This window comes from Bacillus sp. 165 (assembly GCF_017742235.1).
Lineage (GTDB): Bacteria > Bacillota > Bacilli > Bacillales > Bacillaceae_G > JAGHKQ01.
Map to the genome: position 1 here is coordinate 202,001 of NZ_JAGHKQ010000004.1, position 23,819 is coordinate 225,819.

Annotated in this window: 30 protein-coding genes, 1 pseudogene, 1 riboswitch and 1 other annotated feature; of the genes and pseudogenes, 21 read left to right on the forward strand and 10 right to left on the reverse strand. The window is 38.2% G+C overall.

Annotated features, from left to right (window positions below; genetic code table 11):
* Positions 1–43 precede the first annotated feature (43 nt).
* Positions 44–264, reverse strand: a binding site (T-box leader).
* Positions 265–412: 148 nt separating this feature from the next.
* From J7Q84_RS08710 to J7Q84_RS08725, 4 genes and pseudogenes are all read left to right on the forward strand, one after another.
* Positions 413–1,117: a DUF554 domain-containing protein gene (locus tag J7Q84_RS08710; protein ID WP_209094131.1), complete on the forward strand. Its 705-nt coding sequence runs from the start codon at positions 413–415 to the stop codon at positions 1,115–1,117.
* A gap of 134 nt (positions 1,118–1,251) precedes the next feature.
* The gene (locus tag J7Q84_RS08715; protein ID WP_209094132.1) at positions 1,252–1,767 is read left to right on the forward strand and encodes a hypothetical protein; all 516 of its coding nucleotides are present in this window, start codon (positions 1,252–1,254) and stop codon (positions 1,765–1,767) included.
* Positions 1,768–2,387: 620 nt separating this feature from the next.
* Positions 2,388–3,119, forward strand: a complete 732-nt coding sequence (gene bioB, locus J7Q84_RS08720; protein ID WP_209094133.1) for a biotin synthase BioB — start codon at positions 2,388–2,390, stop codon at positions 3,117–3,119.
* A gap of 173 nt (positions 3,120–3,292) precedes the next feature.
* Positions 3,293–3,598: pseudogene (locus tag J7Q84_RS08725) on the forward strand (hypothetical protein); the annotation flags it as partial.
* 201 nt (positions 3,599–3,799) lie between these two features.
* Here the strand turns inward: J7Q84_RS08725 and ribH are convergent.
* The 6 genes from ribH to J7Q84_RS08755 all read right to left on the reverse strand — a co-directional run bounded on the left by ribH (position 3,800) and on the right by J7Q84_RS08755 (position 7,721).
* The gene (ribH, locus tag J7Q84_RS08730; RefSeq protein WP_209094134.1) at positions 3,800–4,285 is read right to left on the reverse strand and encodes a 6,7-dimethyl-8-ribityllumazine synthase; all 486 of its coding nucleotides are present in this window, start codon (positions 4,283–4,285) and stop codon (positions 3,800–3,802) included.
* A gap of 16 nt (positions 4,286–4,301) precedes the next feature.
* Complete coding sequence (locus J7Q84_RS08735) at positions 4,302–5,495, reverse strand: bifunctional 3,4-dihydroxy-2-butanone-4-phosphate synthase/GTP cyclohydrolase II (protein WP_209094135.1); 1,194 nt, start codon at positions 5,493–5,495, stop codon at positions 4,302–4,304.
* Between the two features lie 75 nt (positions 5,496–5,570).
* Complete coding sequence (gene ribE, locus J7Q84_RS08740; RefSeq protein ID WP_209094136.1) at positions 5,571–6,209, reverse strand: riboflavin synthase; 639 nt, start codon at positions 6,207–6,209, stop codon at positions 5,571–5,573.
* A gap of 256 nt (positions 6,210–6,465) precedes the next feature.
* A riboswitch (FMN riboswitch) is annotated at positions 6,466–6,604 on the reverse strand.
* 115 nt (positions 6,605–6,719) lie between these two features.
* Positions 6,720–7,070, reverse strand: coding sequence for a fluoride efflux transporter CrcB (crcB, locus tag J7Q84_RS08745; RefSeq protein WP_209094137.1), 351 nt, complete (start codon positions 7,068–7,070; stop codon positions 6,720–6,722).
* Positions 7,067–7,453: a fluoride efflux transporter CrcB gene (gene crcB / locus J7Q84_RS08750; protein ID WP_209094138.1), complete on the reverse strand. Its 387-nt coding sequence runs from the start codon at positions 7,451–7,453 to the stop codon at positions 7,067–7,069. The genes crcB (J7Q84_RS08745) and crcB (J7Q84_RS08750) overlap by 4 nt, the downstream gene beginning before the upstream one ends.
* A gap of 52 nt (positions 7,454–7,505) precedes the next feature.
* The gene (locus J7Q84_RS08755) at positions 7,506–7,721 is read right to left on the reverse strand and encodes a CDGSH iron-sulfur domain-containing protein (RefSeq protein WP_209094139.1); all 216 of its coding nucleotides are present in this window, start codon (positions 7,719–7,721) and stop codon (positions 7,506–7,508) included.
* A 156-nt stretch (positions 7,722–7,877) separates the two neighbouring features.
* On the opposite strand from J7Q84_RS08755, the gene J7Q84_RS08760 reads away from it, so the two are divergent.
* From J7Q84_RS08760 to J7Q84_RS08810, 11 genes are all read left to right on the forward strand, one after another.
* On the forward strand, positions 7,878–8,120 hold the full coding sequence (locus J7Q84_RS08760; protein ID WP_209094140.1) for a DUF2552 family protein: 243 nt from the start codon (positions 7,878–7,880) through the stop codon (positions 8,118–8,120).
* Between the two features lie 153 nt (positions 8,121–8,273).
* On the forward strand, positions 8,274–8,759 hold the full coding sequence (locus J7Q84_RS08765; protein WP_209094141.1) for a DUF4352 domain-containing protein: 486 nt from the start codon (positions 8,274–8,276) through the stop codon (positions 8,757–8,759).
* A 107-nt stretch (positions 8,760–8,866) separates the two neighbouring features.
* A complete protein-coding gene (locus J7Q84_RS08770; protein ID WP_209094142.1) occupies positions 8,867–9,808 on the forward strand; it encodes a LacI family DNA-binding transcriptional regulator in 942 nt (313 codons plus the stop codon).
* The gene (rbsK, locus tag J7Q84_RS08775) at positions 9,805–10,692 is read left to right on the forward strand and encodes a ribokinase (RefSeq protein ID WP_209094143.1); all 888 of its coding nucleotides are present in this window, start codon (positions 9,805–9,807) and stop codon (positions 10,690–10,692) included. Before J7Q84_RS08770 ends, rbsK begins: the two co-directional genes overlap by 4 nt.
* A 168-nt stretch (positions 10,693–10,860) precedes the next feature.
* Positions 10,861–12,015, forward strand: coding sequence for a phosphatidylglycerol lysyltransferase domain-containing protein (locus J7Q84_RS08780; protein WP_209094144.1), 1,155 nt, complete (start codon positions 10,861–10,863; stop codon positions 12,013–12,015).
* Between the two features lie 316 nt (positions 12,016–12,331).
* Positions 12,332–13,135, forward strand: a complete 804-nt coding sequence (locus J7Q84_RS08785; RefSeq protein ID WP_209094145.1) for a DUF6414 family protein — start codon at positions 12,332–12,334, stop codon at positions 13,133–13,135.
* A 57-nt stretch (positions 13,136–13,192) separates the two neighbouring features.
* On the forward strand, positions 13,193–13,639 hold the full coding sequence (locus J7Q84_RS08790) for a CopG family transcriptional regulator (RefSeq protein WP_209094146.1): 447 nt from the start codon (positions 13,193–13,195) through the stop codon (positions 13,637–13,639).
* A gap of 256 nt (positions 13,640–13,895) precedes the next feature.
* Entirely contained in the window at positions 13,896–14,147 is a 252-nt protein-coding gene (locus tag J7Q84_RS08795; protein ID WP_209094147.1) for a YqkE family protein, read from the forward strand.
* 63 nt (positions 14,148–14,210) lie between these two features.
* The gene (locus J7Q84_RS08800; RefSeq protein WP_209094271.1) at positions 14,211–14,729 is read left to right on the forward strand and encodes a GrpB family protein; all 519 of its coding nucleotides are present in this window, start codon (positions 14,211–14,213) and stop codon (positions 14,727–14,729) included.
* A gap of 162 nt (positions 14,730–14,891) precedes the next feature.
* Complete coding sequence (locus J7Q84_RS08805) at positions 14,892–15,719, forward strand: aldo/keto reductase (protein WP_209094148.1); 828 nt, start codon at positions 14,892–14,894, stop codon at positions 15,717–15,719.
* A gap of 69 nt (positions 15,720–15,788) precedes the next feature.
* Entirely contained in the window at positions 15,789–16,622 is an 834-nt protein-coding gene (locus tag J7Q84_RS08810) for an aldo/keto reductase (RefSeq protein WP_209094149.1), read from the forward strand.
* Positions 16,623–16,991: 369 nt separating this feature from the next.
* On the opposite strand, the gene J7Q84_RS08815 is transcribed toward J7Q84_RS08810, so the two are convergent.
* The 3 genes from J7Q84_RS08815 to mciZ all read right to left on the reverse strand — a co-directional run bounded on the left by J7Q84_RS08815 (position 16,992) and on the right by mciZ (position 19,145).
* Positions 16,992–17,408, reverse strand: coding sequence for a RidA family protein (locus J7Q84_RS08815; protein ID WP_209094150.1), 417 nt, complete (start codon positions 17,406–17,408; stop codon positions 16,992–16,994).
* Positions 17,409–18,001: 593 nt separating this feature from the next.
* Entirely contained in the window at positions 18,002–18,907 is a 906-nt protein-coding gene (locus tag J7Q84_RS08820; protein ID WP_209094151.1) for an aldo/keto reductase, read from the reverse strand.
* A gap of 100 nt (positions 18,908–19,007) precedes the next feature.
* Positions 19,008–19,145, reverse strand: coding sequence for a Z-ring formation inhibitor MciZ (gene mciZ, locus J7Q84_RS08825; RefSeq protein WP_209094152.1), 138 nt, complete (start codon positions 19,143–19,145; stop codon positions 19,008–19,010).
* 74 nt (positions 19,146–19,219) lie between these two features.
* Between mciZ and J7Q84_RS08830 the strand changes: the two genes are divergently transcribed.
* The gene (locus J7Q84_RS08830; RefSeq protein WP_209094153.1) at positions 19,220–19,762 is read left to right on the forward strand and encodes an NUDIX hydrolase; all 543 of its coding nucleotides are present in this window, start codon (positions 19,220–19,222) and stop codon (positions 19,760–19,762) included.
* A 10-nt stretch (positions 19,763–19,772) separates the two neighbouring features.
* Here J7Q84_RS08830 and J7Q84_RS08835 read toward each other — a convergent pair whose 3' ends face one another.
* On the reverse strand, positions 19,773–20,333 hold the full coding sequence (locus J7Q84_RS08835) for a GNAT family N-acetyltransferase (protein ID WP_209094154.1): 561 nt from the start codon (positions 20,331–20,333) through the stop codon (positions 19,773–19,775).
* A 133-nt stretch (positions 20,334–20,466) separates the two neighbouring features.
* Here J7Q84_RS08835 and spoIIM point away from each other — a divergent pair, with 133 nt between their 5' ends.
* The 5 genes from spoIIM to J7Q84_RS08860 all read left to right on the forward strand — a co-directional run bounded on the left by spoIIM (position 20,467) and on the right by J7Q84_RS08860 (position 23,806).
* Positions 20,467–21,117 (forward strand): stage II sporulation protein M, encoded by a 651-nt coding sequence (gene spoIIM / locus J7Q84_RS08840; RefSeq protein ID WP_209094155.1) that lies wholly within the window; start codon positions 20,467–20,469, stop codon positions 21,115–21,117.
* Between the two features lie 83 nt (positions 21,118–21,200).
* Positions 21,201–21,665 (forward strand): ferric iron uptake transcriptional regulator, encoded by a 465-nt coding sequence (gene fur, locus J7Q84_RS08845; protein ID WP_209094156.1) that lies wholly within the window; start codon positions 21,201–21,203, stop codon positions 21,663–21,665.
* Positions 21,666–21,799: 134 nt separating this feature from the next.
* Positions 21,800–22,030, forward strand: a complete 231-nt coding sequence (locus J7Q84_RS08850) for a YqzK family protein (RefSeq protein ID WP_209094157.1) — start codon at positions 21,800–21,802, stop codon at positions 22,028–22,030.
* 7 nt (positions 22,031–22,037) lie between these two features.
* On the forward strand, positions 22,038–22,928 hold the full coding sequence (gene xerD / locus J7Q84_RS08855; RefSeq protein WP_209094158.1) for a site-specific tyrosine recombinase XerD: 891 nt from the start codon (positions 22,038–22,040) through the stop codon (positions 22,926–22,928).
* 152 nt (positions 22,929–23,080) lie between these two features.
* The gene (locus J7Q84_RS08860; protein WP_209094272.1) at positions 23,081–23,806 is read left to right on the forward strand and encodes a FixH family protein; all 726 of its coding nucleotides are present in this window, start codon (positions 23,081–23,083) and stop codon (positions 23,804–23,806) included.
* Positions 23,807–23,819 lie beyond the last annotated feature (13 nt).

A 23,819-nucleotide genomic window follows, 5' to 3' on the forward strand; every position in this document is an offset into this window, starting at 1 on the left:
TATAATTATTATTTAGGCAAATAAAAAACGCCCCTGCAGAAACTGCAGGGACGTAAAATACGCGGTACCACCCTCACTTGCAAAGCATATGCTTTGCCACTTCATTCAGATAACGGAAAGTCCGTCTTTCACTACTAAGCTTGTGCTGTTTGCAAAAGAAGCTCGAGGGTGTATTTCACATTTATGTTTGTACTGATTCGCACCGACCATCAGCTCTCTGAAAGCAAAACATGAAATGCTACTGTGTCCTGTCATTGCCGATTCATATATTTGATAGTTACATTTTTAACATGGATGTTATTAATATGTCAACATAATTTTTTTGGTGAGAGATAACAAATAATTCTTGAAATAAAGAATCTCATCTCCTATGATAAGAAAATATGAAAGGTTTGGAGGGGAATGAATAGAGATGCCGCTCGTAGGAACTGTTGTAAATGCTGTTGCAATTGTTGTAGGAAGTTTGCTTGGGCTTGTGTTTCGGAATATTTCTGAAAATATGAAAACAACGGTGCTGCAAGGGATTGGACTTGCAGTGATTGTGCTTGGAATTGGAATGGGATTAAAAAGTGAGCAGTTTTTAGTCGTAATTATCAGTATTGCTGTTGGTTCAGCCTTGGGAGAGTTTTTGGATATTGAAGATAAGCTCAATAGACTAGGAATTTGGCTAGAGAGAAGAGTAGGAGCAAAGGAAAAGGGGAACGTCGCAAAGGGATTCGTCACAGCAACGCTCGTATATGTAGTAGGAGCCATGGCAATTGTCGGGGCGTTAGATAGCGGACTGCGTCAAGACCATGCAGTTTTATATACAAAATCTTTGTTAGACGGTATATCAGCGATTATCTTTACTTCTGCTTTAGGTATTGGAGTTGCGTTTTCTGCTGTTCCTGTGTTGCTGTATCAAGGAATCATTGCACTGTTTGCTACGCAAATACATACCCTTGTGCCAAAAGAGGTTATGGATCAGATTATTGTGGAAATGACAGCAACTGGAGGTATCTTAATCATTGCAATCGGGTTAAACATTATAAAGGCAGTTACGATTCGTGTCGCTAATATGCTACCCAGTCTATTGTTGACAGTCATCTTCGTTCTAGTATTACATATTACGAAATAAGGGAGAGAGGTCTCCCTTATTTTTTATGGATAAAACTTACCAATTTTTCTATAAATACACATGGAATTCACAAAGAATACACAAAATATGGAAATGATAAAAGTGTAATCTATTACAAATAAGGAGGAACAACAATGAAAAAAATGATTGCAGCAGCATTAACAGGCATGTTGATAATGGGAGGAGCAACAGGTGTAAGTAAAGCGTTTGCGAATGAAGATGCAATGAAGAGCCAGACTGCTGTGCATAATCATCACGATCATTTATTTCGAATGGCAGAGCACTTTGGCATTAAAACAGAAGGGAAAACAGAGGACCAAATTCGGAAAGAGCTTCAAGCGAAGAAGCATGATATGCTGATACATATTGCTCAAAAGCAAGGTATCGATACAAAAGGGAAAACAGATGAGCAAATTCATAAGGAGCTACTCGGAAAAAGACATGAACGTTTACTAGAGAAAGCAAAGCGATTTGGTATTTCTGTTGAAGGGAAAAATGATTTTGAACTGCAGAAAGAGGTTCGTGAGGCATGGAAGAAAGAACATGAGCAAGTATTAAAGGGCCTTGCTAAAAAGCTTGGTATTCAAACAGAAGGAAAAACACGAGAACAAATTTGGAATGAATTAAAAAAAGCAGCAGAAACGAAATAAGAAGAGAACCTGTCGATAAAGGCAGGTTTTTTTAACACTTGTTATCTGCAAGTCAAATTTATGCAAATCGTCCAGATTTCTCGGAATCAAAGCGTCTTAATCGGGGGGAATCTGTCTTAAGATACGTACTGTTATAATTTGTAGTGTTATGGATATGGTTAAATTTTTACGTTTATTTCTGATTAAGGAACTGTGCGAATCCAGTTTTAGGACTCTTCTCAGTGTTTTAGCTATTTAACAATAAAGAAATTCATAAAGATATATTTATATAATGTTGACAGTGGTTTTTTCTTAATGTTAACCTTTAATAAAAAAATGTTAACATTGAAGACTGTAGAACATGAATAAGAAAAAGCATTTCTCGTTTACATATGAAGAATTGGCGAAGAAAAATATGTCTGGCATCTTTTTCACAAAGGGAAGCTGCAAGCTTAAGAGGATTTTTGAGTCAATTTTAAAAATTGGTACAACGAACAGCACTACAGATTTCTAATATCAAAACTCAAGTATTATGAGGGCTAGGATACACAATTACAATAGGGATTTTCATCAAGAAAATCAAACCATGACCACATATCAAATATTGTTTATTTCATTACAAAAAGAGCGAGAGAACATGAATGGATAAGATACAAATCAAGTACAATTGGAAGGCATTGGCGAATCAAGTGCTTGAAGGTATTGATATAACGAAAGAGCAGGTATTGGCAATGTTACGAATATCTGATGACGAGGTTTTGGAGCTGCTGGACGCAGCTTATAGAATTCGTCATCATTTCTATGGCAAAAAAGTAAAGCTTAACATGATTATTAATACAAAATCTGGTTTATGTCCGGAAGACTGCGGATATTGCTCTCAATCGATTGTGTCTGAGGCACCAATTGATAAGTATGCGTGGGTAACAAAAGAAAAAATTGTAGAAGGGGCCCATGAAGTTATTCGACGAAAAGCGGGTACTTATTGTATAGTAGCCTCTGGGCGCCGACCCACTGATAAAGAAGTCGAGCATGTTATTGGAGCTGTGAAAGAAATTCGTGATACAACCGATTTAAAAATTTGTGCATGCCTTGGTTTTTTAAAGGAAGAACAAGCGGCACGATTAGGTGAAGCAGGGATACACCGTTACAATCATAATTTAAATACACATGTGGAAAACTATGAAAGCATCTGTTCAACTCATACCTATGATGATCGTATTGACACTGTGGAACAAGTGAAAGCAGCAGGCATTTCTCCATGCTCCGGGGCTATCTTTGTAGGGGATTATTTAACAACTGTTGGGCAGGAACCTACATCGGATTGGAATATGATTGAGGATTTAGGATTTGAGATTGAGGAATGTGCGTTGTAATAAAAAGCTTTTTATCTAATTACTTTCTTTTAGAGAGGAAGGATAGAAACTAATATTGTTGTGTGTATTACATTATTTATAAAAAATAATTACAAATATGTTATGGTTGAATTTTCCATAAATGAATCGCGCATAGTAAATACAAGACAACACAACACATCAGGAGGCAAGGTATGAAAAAGTATGTCTTAGCTACTATGATAGCACTTATCTTATTTAAGGCTCTAAGCTGTGATACAGCAAAAGCAGAGACAGAGCAGGCTCCAAAAGCGATGCAGATTCGTATTGAGGAGCATTATCGTCAAAAAGCAGAAGAGCTTGGTATTCAAGCAGAGGGCAAGGATTTAAAACAAGTTCGAAAAGAGATTCATATTGTAAAGGAACGAAAGCGCCAAGAGTACATCATACGAGAAGCGCAGAAATTCCATGTGCATATAAATGGAAAGTCATGGAAAGAACTTGCAGAAGAAATAAGGCAAGTGAAGGAAGAAGAACAGCTATACATAAGTGAAGCCGCAGAGCAGGTAGGGATTAATACGCGTGGAAAAACAACGAAGCGACTGCTAGAAGAAATTGAGCGCTTGCAAGAAGAAATCAATAAGCACTAAAAACGCGGTCAAATATGACCGCGTTTTTTATAAACAGCTCAGGATCTTCCTTTTCGTTGATAAAACAATGGTCTATTTTGAAAGTAGAAAAGGTTCTTTTTGGAATTGTCGATTTAAGTTTGCCATTTCAATCGCTGCAGTTGCACATTCCCATCCTTTATTGCCTGCTTTTGTGCCGGCACGCTCAATAGCTTGTTCAATAGTTTCTGTTGTTAATACACCGAAAATAACTGGTATGTCTGAAGACAGAGAGATAGATGCTACTCCTTTTGCAACTTCGTTACATACATAATCATAGTGAGTTGTTGCGCCTCGAATTACGGTGCCCAATGTGATGATTGCATGATATTTTCCGCTCTCTGCCATTTTTTTTGCAATTAGTGGAATTTCGAATGCACCAGGCACCCATGCTACGTCAATATCTTGCTCTTCTACGCCGTGACGTTTTAATGCATCTAAAGCGCCACTCAATAGTTTGCTTGTAATAAATTCGTTGAATCGTCCTACTACTACTCCAATTTTTAACTCAGTACCAACTAAATGTCCTTCAAATATCATTTTATTTCTCCCCTTTTTACAAGTGTAATAAATGCCCTAATTTTTCGTATTTTGTTTGTAAATATTGTTGATTTTCCTGATGCGCCGGCATCTGCAGTGGTACACGTTCGATAACTTCAAGGTCATAGCCCTGCAATCCCGCAATTTTCCGCGGATTATTTGTAAGCAGTCGAATTTGGCGAACACCTAAGTCGCGTAATATTTGAGCGCCAATTCCGTAATCACGCAGATCAGCAACGAATCCGAGCTTATGATTTGCTTCTACTGTATCGTATCCTTCTTCTTGCAGTTTATAGGCCTTCAGTTTATTTAGCAGCCCGATTCCTCTTCCTTCTTGGCGCATATATAATAGAACCCCGTTTTTTGCTGCTTCCATTTGAGATAATGCGGCATGAAGCTGCGGACCACAATCGCATCGGAAGGAGCCGAACACATCACCTGTTAAGCATTCAGAATGAACTCGTACAAGAATTGGTTCGCTTGGGTTGACTTCGCCTTTGATCAGGGCGATATGTTCTTTTTTATCAAGCGAGTTCGAGTAACCAATCGTGCGGAAAGTACCAAATTGTGTTGGGAGCGTGATTTCCACTTCTCGTTTTACTAATGTTTCATGCTGGCGGCGATATTGAATTAGACTCTGAATTGTAATCATTTTTATATTAAATTGCTCAGCAATCTTGGCTAAATCAGATACACGTGCCATTGTTCCGTCTTCATTCATGATTTCGCAAATGACGCCAGCTGGCTTTGTGTTACATAAACGAGCTAAGTCAACGGCAGCCTCTGTATGCCCCGCACGGCGAAGGACACCGCCATCTTTTGCGATTAACGGAAAAATATGTCCTGGACGTTTGAAATCATTTGGCTTGGCAGCTGGCTGAATCATTTCTAGTACTGTAGCAGCGCGCTCAAAAGCACTGATGCCAGTAGTAGTGGAAATATGGTCAATGCTTACAGTGAAAGCTGTACCATGTGCATCTGTGTTATTGCCCACCATCGGTTCAAGTTGTAGCCTGTTTGCATACTCTTCCGTAATAGGAACACAAACGAGGCCGCGGCCGTGTGTGACCATAAAGTTTATCGTTTCTGGTGTGATGGTTTCTGCAAGCGCGATGAAGTCACCTTCGTTTTCTCTATCCTCATCATCACACACAATGATAACCTTTCCGTTTTTTAAATCTTCGAGAGCTCCTTCTATAGAATGGAACATTGTCTTTCCTCCTTCACATAAAGTGGTGCCTTCCTCAGTGTTTTTCTTCCTGATATAGATTCCTTAATCGTTTTGTTAGATAAATCCATGTTCTGATAAAAACCCTTCCGTGATGCTGGAAGAGGGCTGCTTTTTCACGAAATGCTCAATGTATTTTCCTACCATATCGCATTCGATATTAACGATATCTCCAACATTTTTAGTACCGATAACAGAGCCTTCCATCGTATGTGGAATCAAGGAAATTGTGATGGAGGATTCATCTGTTCCAAATATTGTAAGGCTTGTGCCGTCGATGGCGATTGATCCTTTATAAATACAATAGTGTAAGAGTGATTTGGGCAGTTGGATTTTATAATAAACTGCATTATGCTGCTGTTTCTTTTGGATAATGGTGCCAACACCATCTACATGACCGCTGACGAAATGACCGCCAAATCGTCCGTTTGCGCTCATCGCCCGCTCAAGATTTACAGTTGAACCTTGTTTCAGCGATTGTAAAGAAGTGGCTTTCACGGTTTCTGGCATAACATCAACTGTAAAGGAGCTGCTTGTAAAAGAAGTGACGGTTAAGCATACACCATTCACAGCTATGCTATCCCCAAGATGAACATCAGCTAGAATGGTTTTAGCAGCAATGTGCAGTACGATAGCTTGTCCTGTCTGGTTGATGTGTTGAATGGTACCCATTTCTTCAATAATTCCTGTAAACATAAACCTCACTCCTTTCTTTACAGCTGTGCTTCTTTTTTCTCATACTTTCACCTCTCCTACTAGACTCAAAAAACCCCCGAGGAAATATGTCCTCGAGGGTTGGGAGACGTGTTTCATTACCTACATGGCTACGAATGCATGACGAAATAAACCTAATAACATGGATATTTATTAGAGTATAACGAAATAAGCATACTGAAAAAAATTTTTATCAGTATACTGTGGGCAGACGTAACCCGTATGTATTTGTAGAAACCTCATCCTTCTCCCATCCAGACTATACTGTCGGTTCTAGATTCACACTAGATCCACCGTTTGCATGCGCAACCGGGTCACGGACTTAGAATTGCTTCATCACCGCCGGTTGGGACTTTCACCCGACCCCGAAGGATATTGTGTTGTATTTAACCGATATCGGTTAAAGTGATTTCATTATAGCACAAAAAAACAGATTGCTAGAAAAATATATGTGGCTTTGATGGGCTTAACAGCATAGTTTGCGTTATTCTTCTAGGCTAGCAGCATGCCAAGGTAAGCAAATGGAATTCCAAAAATTAAAGTAGTACCTACATACCATGCTGCTTTTTTATATTCTTTTTTTTCGAGAAATCCAATCGTTTCAAAGCCAAAAGTGGAAAAAGTTGTATATGAACCTAAAAAACCAGAGCCTAAAAATAGATACAGTGATTTATTTAACTCTTCGTTCATATGAAGCATTGTAATGTATCCGAGCAGGAAAGCTCCTGTGATATTAATTAGCCCAGTTGCTAGTGGAAATGTTTTAACTTTCGAGCCAATCCATTTACTGAGAAGAAATCTTGTAAGAGCACCAAGGGCTCCACCTATGCCGATGGTCATCATTCCATTTCCTCCTTTACAGAAGAAGCGGCAATCCGTGCTCCTAAAAGAGACAGACCGATACCAATGAGTATACTTGATGCAATGTAAGATACAGCAATCATCGTTTTATCACTCTCCATTAATCTGACACTTTCTACAGAAAACGTGGAAAAAGTTGTAAATGATCCGGTAAAACCTGTTCCTAATCCTAGCCGAATATAGGAAGGGACATGCCACTTCCTATTTGTTTTTGTAAAAAACCAGCCAAGCAAAAAACACCCTGTAATATTAACGAGAAAAGTTGAGAGAGGAAAAGCTCCTGCATCTGTGGGAATTGTTTGTGAGATAATAAATCGGGAGAGAGCCCCTAAAAACCCTCCTAAAGCTACTGCAATAAAATTCATCCAAGATCCCTCCGGTACTAAAAATAGAAAAACCAATTCACAAGGAATTGGTTTACTCTGTTTCTTCTGGCTTTGGCGCTCTTACAACGGATTCAAATTTTCCTTTGTGAGCTCCGCTGCAATACGGCATGTTTGTTGATAAACCGCAGCGGCAGAGAGAGAATGCAGGCTTTGCAGGATATACGTTGCCCTCTGCATCAATTAGTTCCACGTCCCCTGTTACGCGAAACGAACCATTGTCATTCACCTTGATTTGCACTTTTGACATATGTATCCCTCCTATACGAGTATCATCTTTAATAATATAGTTAAATGAAACAGTTTTCAATGTCTCCTAAGTCATAAAAGCTTGTATTTATCTCGTAGGAAAATGGTATAATGAAAAGACGACAAGAATAGTACATAAAATTAGGTGAGAAGAAAGATGAATAAAAAGTTAAAGTCAATCAAAAATATTGCTGTAGATCGTACTTGGGTGTCATTTTTAAATAATAATCATCCATATAGCCTGCTTCATTGGTCTATCGCGGGAATCAATCAGGATGCCAAGGATGTTTGGCTTCTTCAAGATGAAGTAACATTTCAAACTACAGAGTTTCCGTCTTTGGATGAAGCTGTTCAATGGATCGGTAAGAATATGAACGATGTAACTGATGTTTTAGGGTAAAAGCTTGCATGAATTGTGCAAGCTTTTTTATTAAGATTATACATTTTTGGCTGGTAAAAGGGGTAGAGCCGCTGCTATTCAAGAGGAGTATTGAATAAAAATTAATAAGAGACAAACGCTACAGGTACGAATGAAGAAAGAAGGTAGGCATATTTGTACAAACGGATCTTATGTTTGTTTTTTATAGTTTGTTTGCTTGCAAGTTGCAGCGGAGGCATAAAAAAGATTGGGAGCAAGCCGAAAGGAACAGGAACCATCGGTTATTCTTTTGGGGAACCGTTTATTATTGACGATGTAAAAATAAATATAAAAAAAGAAGAGTCTTCCACTCGTTATCATACCTTACGTGCGAAACAAGGGTATAAATTTTTTATATTTCATATTTCTGCAACAAATCATCAAGGAGAAAGCATTGCGATTTCGCCTTCAGAATTTAATATAAGCAGTGCAACGGGTAAAATTATGGGGGCGTTTAAAACTGAGGGAAGTGAAAAGTTCTTGCATTATACAGTATTAACACAAGGGCAATCCGTAATAAGGGATATAGTGTTTGAGGTTTTAAGTAGTGAACCTTATAATGAATTGACGTACGTCCCAAGCTTTGCAAAAAAGAGAAAAATAACCATTCATTTCGAATAATTTGAATATAGTTTCTATTTTGAGAAAGGATGCAATGATATCTTGACGCTGGTCGATATTTGTTTTACGGTAGAAGTGTAACCGATTACAAATAAAGGGGGACCAGCATGGCAACCATTCGAGAAGTAGCGAAATTAGCAGGTGTATCAGTCGCCACGGTTTCACGCGTGTTAAACCAAAAGGGCTATGTTCATGAAGATACAGTTAAGCAAGTACGAAGCGCCATAGATAAGCTTCAATATAAACCAAATGCGGTCGCAAAATCACTATTTAAAAAATCTTCAACTCTCCTAGGACTGCTCCTCCCAGACTTCACACATCCATTGTATTCTGAACTAGCTCATGCAATAGAACAAACAGCCTTTCAAGCAGGGTATCAAGTTATCCTGTGTCAAATGCAGGAAGATAAAGATCATTATATAGACATCTTGATGCAAAATAATGTTGCGGGACTGCTCGTGACGCAAGAAATATATGACAAGGTTCATATGAAGGTAAACAATATCCCATGCGTGGTGTTAGAGAGTGTTAAAGCAGATGTCCCTTCTGTTTCCTGTAATAGTTACGAAGGAGCAAAACAAGCCGTCCAGTTACTAATGGAAAAAGGTTGTAACTTCCTAGCGCATATACGCGGACCGGAAACGTACAAAGAAGCAAATGATCGATATGAAGGGTTTTTAGATGCAGTATTGGATGAAGGAATTTCTTACCGCATTACCGGAAGCGGTGAGCAGGCGATTTATAGCTTTTTAGAGAAAGCACCGTATATAGACGGTATATTTGCTTGGAATGATGAAGCAGGAATAGACGTCATACGTGCTGCGCTGAAGCATGGTATTCAGGTGCCAGAGCATTTACAGGTAATTGGTTTTGATGGTATTAAGCAAGGGGAAATCCTGTATCCATCGCTTACAACTGTATCTCAGCAATTGTTTCAAAAAGGAAGCGTCGCCGCAACGATGCTCATTCGTCGGATTGAAGGAAAAGAGATAGGAAGCTTTTCATATGTACTTACAACGAAGATAATCGAGCGGGAGTCAACTAAATGAATAAAATTGTTGTGATTGGCAGCAGCTCTATAGATTTAGTCGCCGTGTCCCACAGACGGCCTAAAGCGGGAGAAACAGTTATCGGAGAAAGCTTTTTGTCTGTTCCAGGCGGAAAAGGAGCGAATCAGGCTGTTGCCGCTGCCCGTCTTGGAGCAAATGTTGCTATGATAGGTGCTGTTGGCACGGATGATTACGGTCGTTTCATTTTAGAAAATTTTCAAAATGAAGGTGTTAATACACAATATGTAGCAGAAGTATCGAATAGAGTAACAGGAATTGCTCATATTGTTGTAGCGGAAGGAGATAACAGCATTATTATTGTACAGGGGGCAAATCAAGCAGTCACTGTTTCTTTAGTGGACAAGATAAAGGATGAAGTAGTCAGTGCGGATATAGTGCTGATTCAGCTTGAAATACCTCTTGAAACAGTAGAATATGTTGTGGAGTTGTGTGATGAGCATCAAGTGCCGATAATCCTTAATCCTGCACCTGCACAGAAGCTAAGCGATAACATAATAGCAAAAGCAACATACATAACTCCAAATGAACATGAATGTCAATTACTGTTCGATACCGAGGATATCAATACGCTATTATGGCGTTATCCTAATAAACTCATTATGACAGAAGGGGACAAAGGGGCTCGCTTTTATGATGGGGAAAGAGTAATACAAGTTCCGACTAAGAAGGTAAGTGTAGTGGATACTACAGGTGCGGGAGATACGTTCAACGGTGCCCTTGCTGTAGCGTTATCATCAGGCCGTTCATTAGGAGAAGCCATTCGTTTTGCTAATATTGCGGCTGCATTGTCCGTAACGAAATTAGGCGCTCAGGGCGGAATGCCTTTGCTGCAAGAAGTAAAAGAAAGTGAACATGATAAGTAAAATGACAAGCCGTTGAGGTTTGTCATTTTTTACTTTAAAGGGTGTTGCATGAGTTGTGGCATCTGTTGAAGGAAGCACCGTGTATAGTTGAATAAAGTTCGTGTCGACTTGGGTTTTAAACTATGGTATCGTTTACTTTTGGAATTACATTTTGGGAAGGAGAGTACTATGATTGATTCATGGCAAGGAGTAGGATTTTCTGAGCATCATGTATTTACTTTGTTTGGGTATTTGTTACTCGCAGTCTTTACTGCACGATTTAATAGGCAGCCGAAGCAAATACGCATGTCGAATGTTGAGATAGATTATGATGAAGTATACGAATTTTTACGGAAGCAAGGAGGAAATACCTCCTCACATTTGCTGTTTTTACAGGATAAAGAGTTATTTTGGGCGGTGAAGAAGCAAGTGCTGATTTCCTATAAAAAGATAGGAAACTCATTGGTTGTATTGGCGGACCCAATTGGACATAGAGAGTATATTCAAAAGGCAATTGTTGAGTTTCAGCATTTTAGCGAATCACATGGCATGAAGCCTGTTTTTTATCAAGTAAATCCAGATTATATGTCTTTTTATCATGAAGCAGGATATAAGTTTTTTAAGCTTGGAGAAGAAGCCAAAGTTGATTTGCCGCAGTTTTCTATTGATGGAAAGAAGGGAGCAAAACTGCGAACGAGAAAAAATAAGTTTGAAAGAAAAGGATACTATTTTGAAGTGAGGAATCCTCCTCATTCCGCTCATTTGTTAGGGGAATTGCGCCGCATTTCTGATTCCTGGCTCAATAATCGAAAGGAAAAAGGATTTTCTGTAAGCCATTTTAGAGAAGAGTATGTATCTTATTTTCCAGTTGCCCTTCTTTATAATCCAGAAGGAGATATTGCAGCATTTGCCACTTTGGCACATGATATGAATGAGAATACAAATACGATCAGCATCGATTTAATGAGACATGGTAAGGATAGAGAGCATGGAACGATGGACATGCTGTTTTTGTCTGTTTTTTTCTGGGGTAAGGCTAAAGGCTACCGTCAATGCAGTTTAGGTATGTCGCCTCTATCGAACGTTGGTACATTTGCATATTCTTTATGGAGTGAAAAGCTAGCTAGAAGAGCATTTTTGTATGGAGATTATTTTTATAAATTTAAAGGACTGCATGAATATAAAGGGAAATTCGCGACCGATTGGGAGCCGAAATATTTAGCTTACCGGGGCTTGCCGTTAGCGATAATTGTAATACAATTAATATTTCTGATTCGAACCGGACCAAAAAGTGTGCAGCAATCCTTTCCAATTATGGAGAGAATTAAACGAAAAGCAGGATAAAAGAAAGTGGCGTTATAAAACAAACTTATAAAGTACTGTTAACCAAAAACCTTAGGGTATTTTTGCGGCAGTAAGAAAAAAGAATCCGAAATAGCGGGTTCTTTTTTTGCTGGATGCTCCAGTGAAACGTGAGGAACTTAGTGTGATCAAATAGGCTTTAGACGTAACATAAAACTCCTCGCTTTGCTAATGGTTTAACAGGGGGAGAAGTGAACCTTTTAATGGGATTTGTTTTATGTACATGTTGTATACATTTGGGTAAATATGGTAAAATAATCAGAACGAACGTTCTTATAATTAAATGAAGGGTGATGTTATGTTAGAGAGATTGCGAGATTTCTATTACATTGATCAGCGCAGCTTACTTAATTATTTATCCGTTATCGAAGAAGGTGTTTTACAAACAATTCAGCAATCAGTAACTGGTGTATCTCCAAAGCATCACCTGGAGTTTTCGGCAGGTGATTTTCAAAAATTGCTTTGCAAACTTGGACTTCCAGTTCCAGCCCTTGCTTATAAAAGAGAAAGTGCGAATACGACTGTGACTTTTCAAGCTTCAAAGGAGCCTACAGTAGAGTCACAATTTATGAAGCTCTGCAAGTACTTGGAGCCAGTTATGAATACTCTCACAGAAGTCACACAAGAGGAATGGAACAGCTTGACTATTGGTGAATTTATTACTTGTACATGCAAGATTGAATTGCCGGCAGCTTATACGATGAGCGTCATGTTGAATGAGGCAGCTGATTTTCTTACATTTGCCAAAGAATTGCATCTTCCAGTACAAGATAAAACTATATTAGAACATGGTGTTAAATATGGAAAGAAAATCTTAGAAAAGCAAATGCATCATGTAATGCTCCATCCTGTTCGTTCTCCAGAACCATTCCTATTTACAGCACCTCTCCATCAATCTTTCTTTTTAGGAGCGGCCCTCTCTGATCTACAAAATGGAAGCTATACTATAACAGCACGTATCGAGCATCTAATCGGAGCAGAAGAGAGATACCCAATTTTCGATTCTATGGCTCCGTTTTTTTATCCGGATAAGATAGCGGAACAGGATTGTTTTGTTACAGCTCCTGCCGTTGTAATCAAAGTATTGGCTATATATCGGTAACAGATTTTTACTCTTTTGCTTATGTTGAAGTAAAGAGATTTTTTTGAGGGTGAGCATATGCTGGTTGGAGAGATTATTGATAGGTTGAATAAAAAAGAGCCGCTTTCCATCATTGCTAAAAAGTTGGGTATGACGCCGTATACTTTATCAAAAAAGCTGCGTATAATCGGGTATGAATACGACAGTGTGCAGAAAAAAAGGGTGTATTTGGGGGACGGGGATGAACCTAGGGAGTTAGATATTACAGAAGTGAAATCTTTTGCAGCAGAAGAGGATTATAATAAGCTTATTTATGAGGAGTTGCGGGCCATTCGCTTAATGTTCCAAACAAAAACATTGCTTCCTGTTTCGGTTTTGCAAGGCGAGAAAGCAAAACGAACGTTCTCTATCAGCAAAGCAGTATTGGAAAGATGGGACAGATTTGCCAAGCAACAAGGGATTACGAAGTCTAAGCTGGCTGAACAAGCTATGGTAGAATTTTTGAACAAATATGAGGAGTATTAAATATTGTTGGAAATTTTACAAAATCTTTATTTTTATTAAAATATTATGAAAATTTAAGAAAAAATGATGAAAATGCTATTTATATATGCTAAAATAAAAAAGACACTAGACCTTCCGTATAGCTGATGCTTATCGCATCAGTCTTTTTTTGTTCAAAAACTGCGGTGATTCTTATAGTGAAATAATAGGGTTAGGCGTTTATCCTTGGTCTTTTTTCATGATATAATGATGGAAAAATGAATGATGGGTGAGCAGTATGGCAAAGAAAAAGAATGCAAAAACCAATCCTCAGAAGCAGGAAAAGGAAAGTGTTAGTCTCGGAGACTATTTAAACAGCAGCATTTTGCAGCAATTGAAGCAAAAGCAGAAGCTTCTTTTAGAACAGGAAGAAAAAAAGAAACAAGACGAGTTAGAACGGAAGCGCAAAGAGCAGCGCGAACGCGAAAAAAATAAATCGTTTGAAGAACTTCTGAATGAAAGCAATATATCATGGAAGGATTTTAAATGAGCTGGCTGAGTAGCCAGCTTTTTTTTTCATACAATAAAAGAAAAAGGGGGTATGAAAATGCATGTGAGAAAAGTAGAAGTTGTACCGTATGATAATAAATGGTGTGAGCTGTTTCAGAAAGAAGCAGCAATGCTAAAGGAAATCATTCCAGAAAAAATAAAAATGCATCATATTGGCAGCACTTCTGTCCCAGGTCTTGCGGCTAAACCAATTATTGACATGATTATGGAGGTAGAAAGTATCCTGAAAGTGGATGAGTGGGACAGTGTTTTGGAGAGAGTCGGCTATGAACCAAGAGGAGAGAATGGCATTAGCGGCAGACGATACTTTGTGAAGCAAAGTCAAGGTACTCATACCCATCATTTACATGTATTTCAAAGTGGAGACCCACGAATTAAAAGACATCTTGCGTTTCGGGATTATATGATGGAAAATTGTGAAGAAATGGAAGCATATGCAACTTTAAAGGAGGAGCTTGCTATGAAGTTTACATATGACATTGAAAGCTATATCGCAGGAAAAGACGCTTTTATAAAAGAAGTTGATCGAAAAACAGAAGAGTGGCTGAGGGAGCAAGGATAAGCCGATTTCTTTGACTAGTAATAGATAAAGTTGGTTAAATAAAATGAAGCAATATTGTATGTATCAATGTGCTTCTGCATCTTTAAATACAAAGTACTTATACGAACTGGTCTTGACGAGCGAACAAAAGATTAATTTGTTTTACTAAAAGGAGGAGAATATATGATAAGCATTCCAACTGTTACATTGCATAATGGTGTAGAGATGCCGATATTAGGACTCGGAGTATGGCGGGTAAAAGAAGGACAAGAAGTAAAAACGGCGGTAAAGGCAGCGATACAAGCAGGCTATCGTGCTATTGATACAGCTGCTGTATATCAAAACGAAGAAGGTGTGGGAGAAGCAATTCGAGAAGCTGGTGTTCCTCGTGAAGACTTGTTTATTACGACAAAGGTATGGAACAGTGACCAAGGATATGAATCTACATTGGCTGCGTTTGAAACAAGCCTGCAAAAGCTGGGATTGGACTACTTGGATTTATACTTGGTTCATTGGCCGGTAAAGGGAAAATATGTTGATACATATCGTGCATTAGAGAAATTATATAAAGATGGGAAAGTAAGGGCTATTGGTGTATCAAATTTTAACATCCATCATTTAGAAGATGTGATGAATGGTTGTGAAGTAAAGCCTATGGTGAATCAAGTGGAGCTTCATCCGAAAATGGCACAGGTAGAACTTCGAGAGTTTTGCCGTAAGCATGATATCCAAATTGAAGCATGGAGCCCACTAATGCAAGGCGGTGAAATTTTTGAAAGCGAAATAATTTGCGAACTTGCGAAAAAGTATAGCAAGACACCGGCGCAAATTATTCTGCGTTGGGATGTCCAAAGCGGGATTGTAACTATTCCTAAATCAATTACACCGTCTCGTATTCAAGAAAACTGTCAAGTATTTGATTTTGAGCTATCAGCTGAAGATATGGAAAAAATCAATGCACTGAATGAGAAGCGTCGCATTGGACCAGATCCTGATAATTTTGATTTTTAATCGTATACAACCAAAGAACCGGATAAGTTCTTTGGTTGTTTCTGAATTTTAGTGTAAGAGGTGAGAACTATGTATGATATTCAATCTACCGTTACCTTAAGTAATGGTGTCAACATGCCGTGGTTTGGCCTTGGTGTGTACAAAGCACAAGAAGGCGATGAAGTGAAGCGTGCGGTACATGCTGCATTGGAAACAGGATACCGTGCCATTGATACGGCTGCCATTTATGAGAATGAAGAAGGAGTCGGGGAAGCCATACGGGAAGTCGGTATTTCTCGTGAAGACATATTTATTACAACGAAGGTATGGAATGATGACCAAGGATATGAATCCACATTAAAGGCTTTTGAAACAAGCTTGCAGAAGCTCCAAATGGATTATGTAGATTTGTATCTAGTACATTGGCCGGTGCGAGGTAAGTTTATCGAAACGTATCGAGCTCTTGAAAAGTTATATGAAAACGGGCGTGTTCGTGCGATAGGAGTGTCCAACTTTCATATTCATCATTTAGAAGCATTGCTAGATAGTTGTAATATTAAGCCGATGGTCAATCAAGTAGAACTACATCCAATGTTGGCACAAGTAGGTTTGCGTAATTTTTGTAAGGAAAATGGCATCCAAATGGAAGCGTGGAGCCCTTTGATGAGAGGCGGAGAGATATTTCAACATCCAATTATTCAACAGTTGTCGAAAAAGTATGAAAAAACACCAGCTCAAGTTATTTTGAGATGGGATATTCAAAGTGGAATTGTGACCATTCCAAAATCGGTTACACCTTCCCGTATAAAAGAAAACAGTGATATTTTCGATTTTACAATTTCTCAGGAGGATATGCAGAAAATAGATTCCGTTAACGAAAACAAAAGGGTTGGAACGAATCCGGAAAAGTATGATACGTTATAAAAAAAGGCCGTAACTTCATATAAGTAGTTCAGATAATGTGGAGAAAACTTAAAATAACAGTATAAATTCCATACCAATTAGCAATAAGATTGGCATTTCATTTATAAGTATATTTAGCATATAAAAACGCTTGGAACAAATCCAAGCGTTTTTATATTAGCTATATTTCCTTGTTGAACTAACGTATGTGTTAGTTCAACAAAGATTTACTAACTTTAACTCCTAAAATGATAAATCGTTTGTTCTCAATTTTAAATTTCGACAATAAAAGTGAAAGTAAAATATCCAGTTATTTAAGAATCCCATTCTTGTTACAGGATAGAATTCATTTTCCACGCTTTATGCTCCTAAGACTAGAAAGTACAAGTTTTAATTGTCATGTTGGTTTTTTACTGCTGCTACAGCTTCGATTTCCACTAATTGATTTGTATATCCTAATACAGTAACACCAGATAAGGTACTTGGGACATCATGATTCCCAAACTCTTTTCTTATTGTTTTCCATGCAGTGGCTAAGTCCGCTCTATTTTGAGATGCAACTAGAATTCTCGTATAAACTACGTTTTCTAATGATGCACCACATTCTTTTAATGCTTCTTTCAAGTTCTCTACACAAAGTTTAGCCTGAAACTCATAATCATTTGAATTTTGGACTTCACCTTCTTTATTTAGTGGACATGCCCCAGCTAAAAAAAATATATCCATACCAGAAGGTATTCTACTAGCGTAAGCGTAATCAACGGAAGCTAAATTTGAAGAATGGATTAAAGATATTTTCTTATTCATTTTGATTCCTTCCTTCCTTTCAAAAAAAGTTATTATATTACAATTTCAAATTTTTCTTATTAAATCCAAGTTTTTTCCCTCCGCTGCTTCTTCCAAACCTATTTTCCTTAACATTCTTTTATTATTTCGTACCCCATCAATCCACTTAAGAAATCCGTCATCAGTTAAGAGGTTTTTTAAGACCATATCCACTACTTCACTCTCGGTATATTGACAATATTCCGCGTAATACTTCACTATTTCTCTGACTTGTTCTGAAATTAGCCAATCAACATTATCTGCATTATTATTTTTAGGTTATATGAATTGCATTTTACTTTCACTCCTTAAATCGGTAATACAATTAGCATAGAAAATAACAACTGTTTTAGCACCTTAATTTCCAATGTGTCGATAGTTATTGTCACTCTGCTATTTAGTATGCTATTTCTATTTCTATTGCTATTTTATACCTTTTTACACTCAAAACATTGATATATCAATAAAAATAAAAGACCAAATCACTATGCGATTTGGTCTTAAAATTAGTATGTTATTTCTAATGTTTCTCCATAATAACTGAACTACTTAAACTTCATATGCGGCCTTTTTTCCTAACAGTGTTGTTCATATTTATCTTGTTTTGTAACCTCTTGAATAAATTCATATTCATCTTCTGTAAGCGGAGCAGCGTTGGCAGCTTTCGCATTTTCTACAGCTTGCTTTTCAGAGCTTGCACCTGGTATGACCGAAGCTACAATAGGGTTGTGCAAACAATATTGAATAGCGGTGTCTTGCAGGGGACGATCGGAATGCAGCATATGAAGAGTACGTTCCAGTTCCTCAATGGAGTAGGAGAGGTATCCCTTCTCTCTTGCCTTTTCAAGCTTTCGTTCATTTGCGTGTGTTAAGAGTCCTTTGGCTAATGGTCCGCGTGCAATGATGCTTATATTATATTCTTGTAAGTATGAAAATAATTCTTCTGGACGGCGATTTAATATGTTGTATTCCATTAACACGCTGACAATATTCGAACGAGATGCGTATTCCTTAATGACATTTGGACGAATCGAGGAAATCCCATAGTACCGAATGAGACCTTCTTGCTGCAATTCGTCAAATGCTTCGATGGTTTCTTCTATATTGTCTTCAATCGTGCCCCCGTGCAGCTGGTATAGATCAATATAGTCTGTTTGAAGACGAAGGAGGCTATTTTTTACTGCTTCTTTTATGTATTGTTTAGATGGATCCCAAAACCAGCCATTTTTTTCTTCGGTCCAGCGATTGCCTGCTTTAGTGGCGAGAACTATATCTTTGCGTTTGCCTTTTAATGCTTTACCAACGAAGGATTCATTCAAACCATAATTGTATAAATCGGCGGTATCCAAGAAATTGATACCTTGATCTATAGCAGTATGAATGATGCGAATGGCTTCTGCTTCCGTTGTTCCGAGTGACATACAGCCCAACCCTATTTCACTAACGTATAAATCAGAGCAACCTAATTGACGTTGATTCATAGCAATCCCCCTTTGTATTATTTTAATAGTAACGCTATAAGGGAGTCTTTTTCAAATAGTTTTATTCAAATTGTATGGGGGATTAATCCTTTCTTTCCCTCTATTTGAATTTTCGGCGTTCACCCCGAATCCAGTCTTGCACCGTTTCATACTGCTTGCTGTATTCTTTTAATTGTCGGCGTACCTCCCATGCTTTCCCTACAAGCCTAATCCGGTCTTTTGCTATATATATTTTCATGACAATCCCTCCGGTATGGTTTGTGATAGAATGTATGAAGAGAGAATTGTAATTAGAACAAGGAGCTGAGAGTGTTGAAAAAGTTTGAAGAGAAAACGATTTCTACGACACCTGTTTTTCAAGGGAAAGTTATTACTATTCAGGTAGATGAAGTGACACTGCCAAATGGAAATACAAGCAAACGTGAGATTGTAAAGCACCCCGGCGCGGTCGCAATAGTAGCCGTTACAAAAGAAAATAAACTGGTTTTAGTTGAGCAATATCGCAAGGCGATGGAAAAATCGATTATCGAGGTGCCCGCAGGAAAATTGGAACCTGGTGAAGAACCTTTATCGACAGCGCATCGTGAATTAGAGGAAGAAACGGGTTACATAGCAGCAGATATGGAACTTATCGCTTCATTTTATACAGCACCAGGTTTTTGTGATGAAATCGTCTATCTTTATGAAGCGACTGGATTGGAGAAGAAAGAAGAGAAAGCGGCTTTAGATGAAGATGAATTTGTAGAGTTAATGGAAGTCTCGCTTGAGGAAGCGCTACACTTAATACAAGAGAAGCGTATTCATGATGCGAAAACAATACTAGCAGTACAATACTTGCAATTAAAAAATCGATAGACAGATGTGTCTATCGATTTTTTACCTTTGCATATATGCAGGTATCACGTAATTCATTATCAGCAGATAGTCTTTCGTTTTGTAAAATACCCTCTAATACAAATTCTGTACTTTCCGCTGTAGACCGGGCCTGTTCGTTAGCGGCATCGCAACGAATCTCTACGCGCTTTGCATCCAGTTTTTCAAAAGCAAAATTAACAGCTCCTGCTAAAGCTTCTTTCATAAATCCTTGCCTGCGGTGCTTACTGTGCAGCCAAAAACGTAGCTCGAATTTCGGTATATTCCATGCAGGGATTAATGTTAGAGCTCCTATAAAAAAACCTTCTTCTCTGTGATACATATGGAATGTGAGATGTTCTCTCAATAAAAACCGGGCATGCTCTTCTCTGATGAGTGCTTCCGCTTGTTCCTCAGAGGAAATGGTTGATACTGAAGGCATCCAAAGATCCAGAATTGATTTAGAAGATTGGATGGCCTCGTATACTTCCATCCCATCTCCAGGAAACGGTTTGCGGATGAGCAAACGTTTTGTTTGAAACATTGTCGGAAAATCAAGCAGTAATGGATTCATAAAATATCCCTCCCTCATCTCTACCTCTAGTGTATCAAATTAAAAATAGTAATTTCAATTTCCAAAACAGCCGAGTCATAGAATTTCATTCCCATCATACAATCTAGTAAGAGAGTTATAGGGGGAGAAAGAAATGTTGCGAAAACCGACGATGCAAGATCGCATTGCCTATCATATACAAGAGCATTCTTCTGTTTATTTATTTGTTTCTATTCTTTTGCTTATGGGCGTTATATTCGGTGCTGTGACTGTAAATAGCTTACAGGGCGGTCAAAAGCAAGAATTATATACATATTTGAGTCGCTTTTTCGGACAAGTATCAGAAGGCAAGTTTGCTGCGTCTAACGAAATGTTTGAACAAAGCTATTTTTCTCACTTAAAATATATCGGCTTTATATGGGTTCTGGGCATTTCTATTATCGGTTTGCCCATTATATTAGTTCTTCTGTTTTTAAAAGGAATCGTAGTAGGGTTTACGGTTGGATTTTTAGTCAATCAGCTGGGATGGCAAGGGTTCCTTCTATCATTCGTATCTGTGCTGCCCCAAAATTTAATTGTTATTCCAGCTTTTATTATTGTGACAACGGTATCGGTCAATTTTTCTTTACGTATGATTCGTCACCAGTTTATACGGCGCAGCAATGAACCCATTTTACCGCTTTTTGTTCGGTATACCTGCTTTTTTCTAATTGTTGGCTTGGGAATGGCAGCCGCTTCGTTTTTTGAAGCATATGCATCTCCGAAACTGATGAAAATAGTTGTAGAGGCTATGAGCCAAAAATGATTATAATATAGTAATCATTATTTTCTTTTGACACCCTCTCTTCTTTTGGTATAATAGTGTAAGAGTGGCGAGGAGGGTAATAAATGGAAAGCAGAATCGATCGAATTAAGAAGCAACTACATTCAGCTAGTTATAAATTAACACCACAACGTGAGGCAACAGTTCGAGTGCTTCTAGAAAATGAAGAAGATCATTTAAGCGCGGAAGATGTATACCTCCTTGTGAAAGAAAAATCGCCAGAAATCGGATTAGCAACAGTCTACCGCACATTGGAACTGTTAACCGAATTAAAAATCGTTGATAAAATTAATTTTGGAGACGGTGTATCGCGCTATGATCTACGCCAAGAGGGAGCAGCTCGTTTCCATCACCACCTTGTATGCACACAATGTGGTTCTGTTGAAGAAATCCAAGAAGATCTTCTTGGAGAGGTTGAAAAAACAGTTGAAACTAATTGGAAATTTAAAGTAAAAGATCATAGATTGACATTTTATGGAGTATGTCAAGTATGTCAACAAAAAGAAGCCGAACAACCTTTTCCTGTATAGAAGGAAAGGGTTTTTTGTTTGGATGATTTGGTTTCATCTTAGTGAGAAGGCATAACAGGCTTTTCTATGTATAAAGTTTGTCTTATCTGGCATATGTTGTACTAAGACTATTATTTAGACTTGGAGGCAGTGCTATGAGAGCAATCAAATTTACCTTTGATGTTGTAAAAGTATTTTTGTTATTTACGGGTTGTACGGTTTTGTTTTATTTCGCTATACTATGGATAAATGAGGAATATCAAAACTATCATCGCTATGATGCACCGAAACAAGATTCAGCCGTTAAAGTTACAACTGAGGAGCAAGGGATGACGGTCGACAATTGGATGCAGCGCATGATTTTTTTCTATGAAAACGGGGAGTAGAGGACTATTGGAGGATCAAGTTAAAGATTTTATTCATTATTTGATTGTAGAAAAAGGATTAGCTCGTAATACAGTTATATCGTATGAACGAGATTTAAAAAGTTATTTAAAGTATATACAAAAGGTTGAGCAGCTTTCCTCGTTACACGCTGTCACACGGCTACATATTGTTAATTTTCTTCATCATCTGAAAGAGGCCAACAAGTCATCGAAAACACTTGCTAGACATATTGCTTCGATTCGTTCGTTTCATCAGTTTTTATTGCGTGAGCACGTGGTAGAGCACGACCCGTCTGTACATATTGAAACACCGCAGGCTGAACGGAAATTGCCTAAGGTGCTGTCTATTGCTGAAGTAGAAGCTTTGCTGCAAGCTCCCCAGGGAAATACGGCATTCGGACTTCGAGATAAGGCTATGCTGGAGATGTTATATGCTACTGGGCTTCGTGTCTCTGAACTTATTAATCTTGATTTATCAGACGTGCATCTCACCATGGGGTTTGTGCGTTGTCTCGGAAAGGGGAACAAAGAGCGGATTATTCCTCTTGGGCGACTGGCAATGGAAGCGACGGACAAGTATATTCAACTGGGAAGAAAGAAGTTAATGGGGAAAAAAGCATCTGATGCGCTTTTTTTAAATCGTCAAGGGCAGCGATTATCGCGTCAAGGCTTTTGGAAAATCTTAAAGAAGTTGGCTGCTGAAGCAAATATTCAAAAAGAGTTAACTCCGCATACCTTGCGTCATTCTTTTGCTACACATCTGTTAGAAAATGGGGCAGATCTTCGTGCTGTACAAGAGATGCTTGGACATGCAGATATTTCAACGACTCAAATTTACACACATGTTTCAAAAGCAAGATTGAAAGATGTGTATAAGCAGTTTCATCCGAGAGCCTAGAGAAATCTAGGTTCTTTTGTTTGAATGAGAGAGAAACTGTGCAAATTGTTTTTCACAGAAACTTCACAAATTCTTCGCATATAATTTGCAATAGAATACATAGACAGTGCACTCTATCATTCTCTATACTTAAATAGAGTGAAGGAGGAATTATAATGAAAAAATTTTTTATGCTAATATTAATGTTGGTTTTCGCATTCACAGGATGTAGCGAGAATAAAGATACAGATAAAAATGAACTTCCACAAGAAGTCAAAGTAGAAGTGAAAACGAATCCGAAAGAATTGAAGCCGCATGAAAAAGTGGAACTGCAAGCAGTTGTGATGCAAGGGAAAGAAGCTGTAACTGATGCGGATGAAGTGAAATTTGAAGTAATGAAGCAAGGCGAAGAGGATAGTCAAATGATTGAAGCGAAGCATGCAGGCAAAGGAGTATATACAGCTGAAACAACTTTTTCGGAAGATGGTATTTATGATATAGTTGCACATACGACTGCGCGTGGCATGCATGTAATGCCGAAAGTGGAAATAAAAGTAGGAAACATAGAGGACTCTACTGAGTCAGATGAGCATCATGATGAGCACGAGCATGGGGGGGTGGCTATTCATTTCATGGCTGGAGACATTCAAGCAAATGCTGAAACAGAACTGATGGCCCATATTCAACATGATAATGCAGCATTAGCCGGTGCTGATGTACAGTTTGAAATTTGGAATGATTCTTCTGAGAAACATGAATATGTCCCGGCAAAAGAAGGACAAAGCGGTAAATATACTGCTATGACTACATTTAAAGACACAGGTACTTATCACGTAAAGGTACACGTGATGAAGGGTGATATTCACGATCATCAAGAAGAAACGGTTCAGGTTAAGTAGCCTTCACATTTGT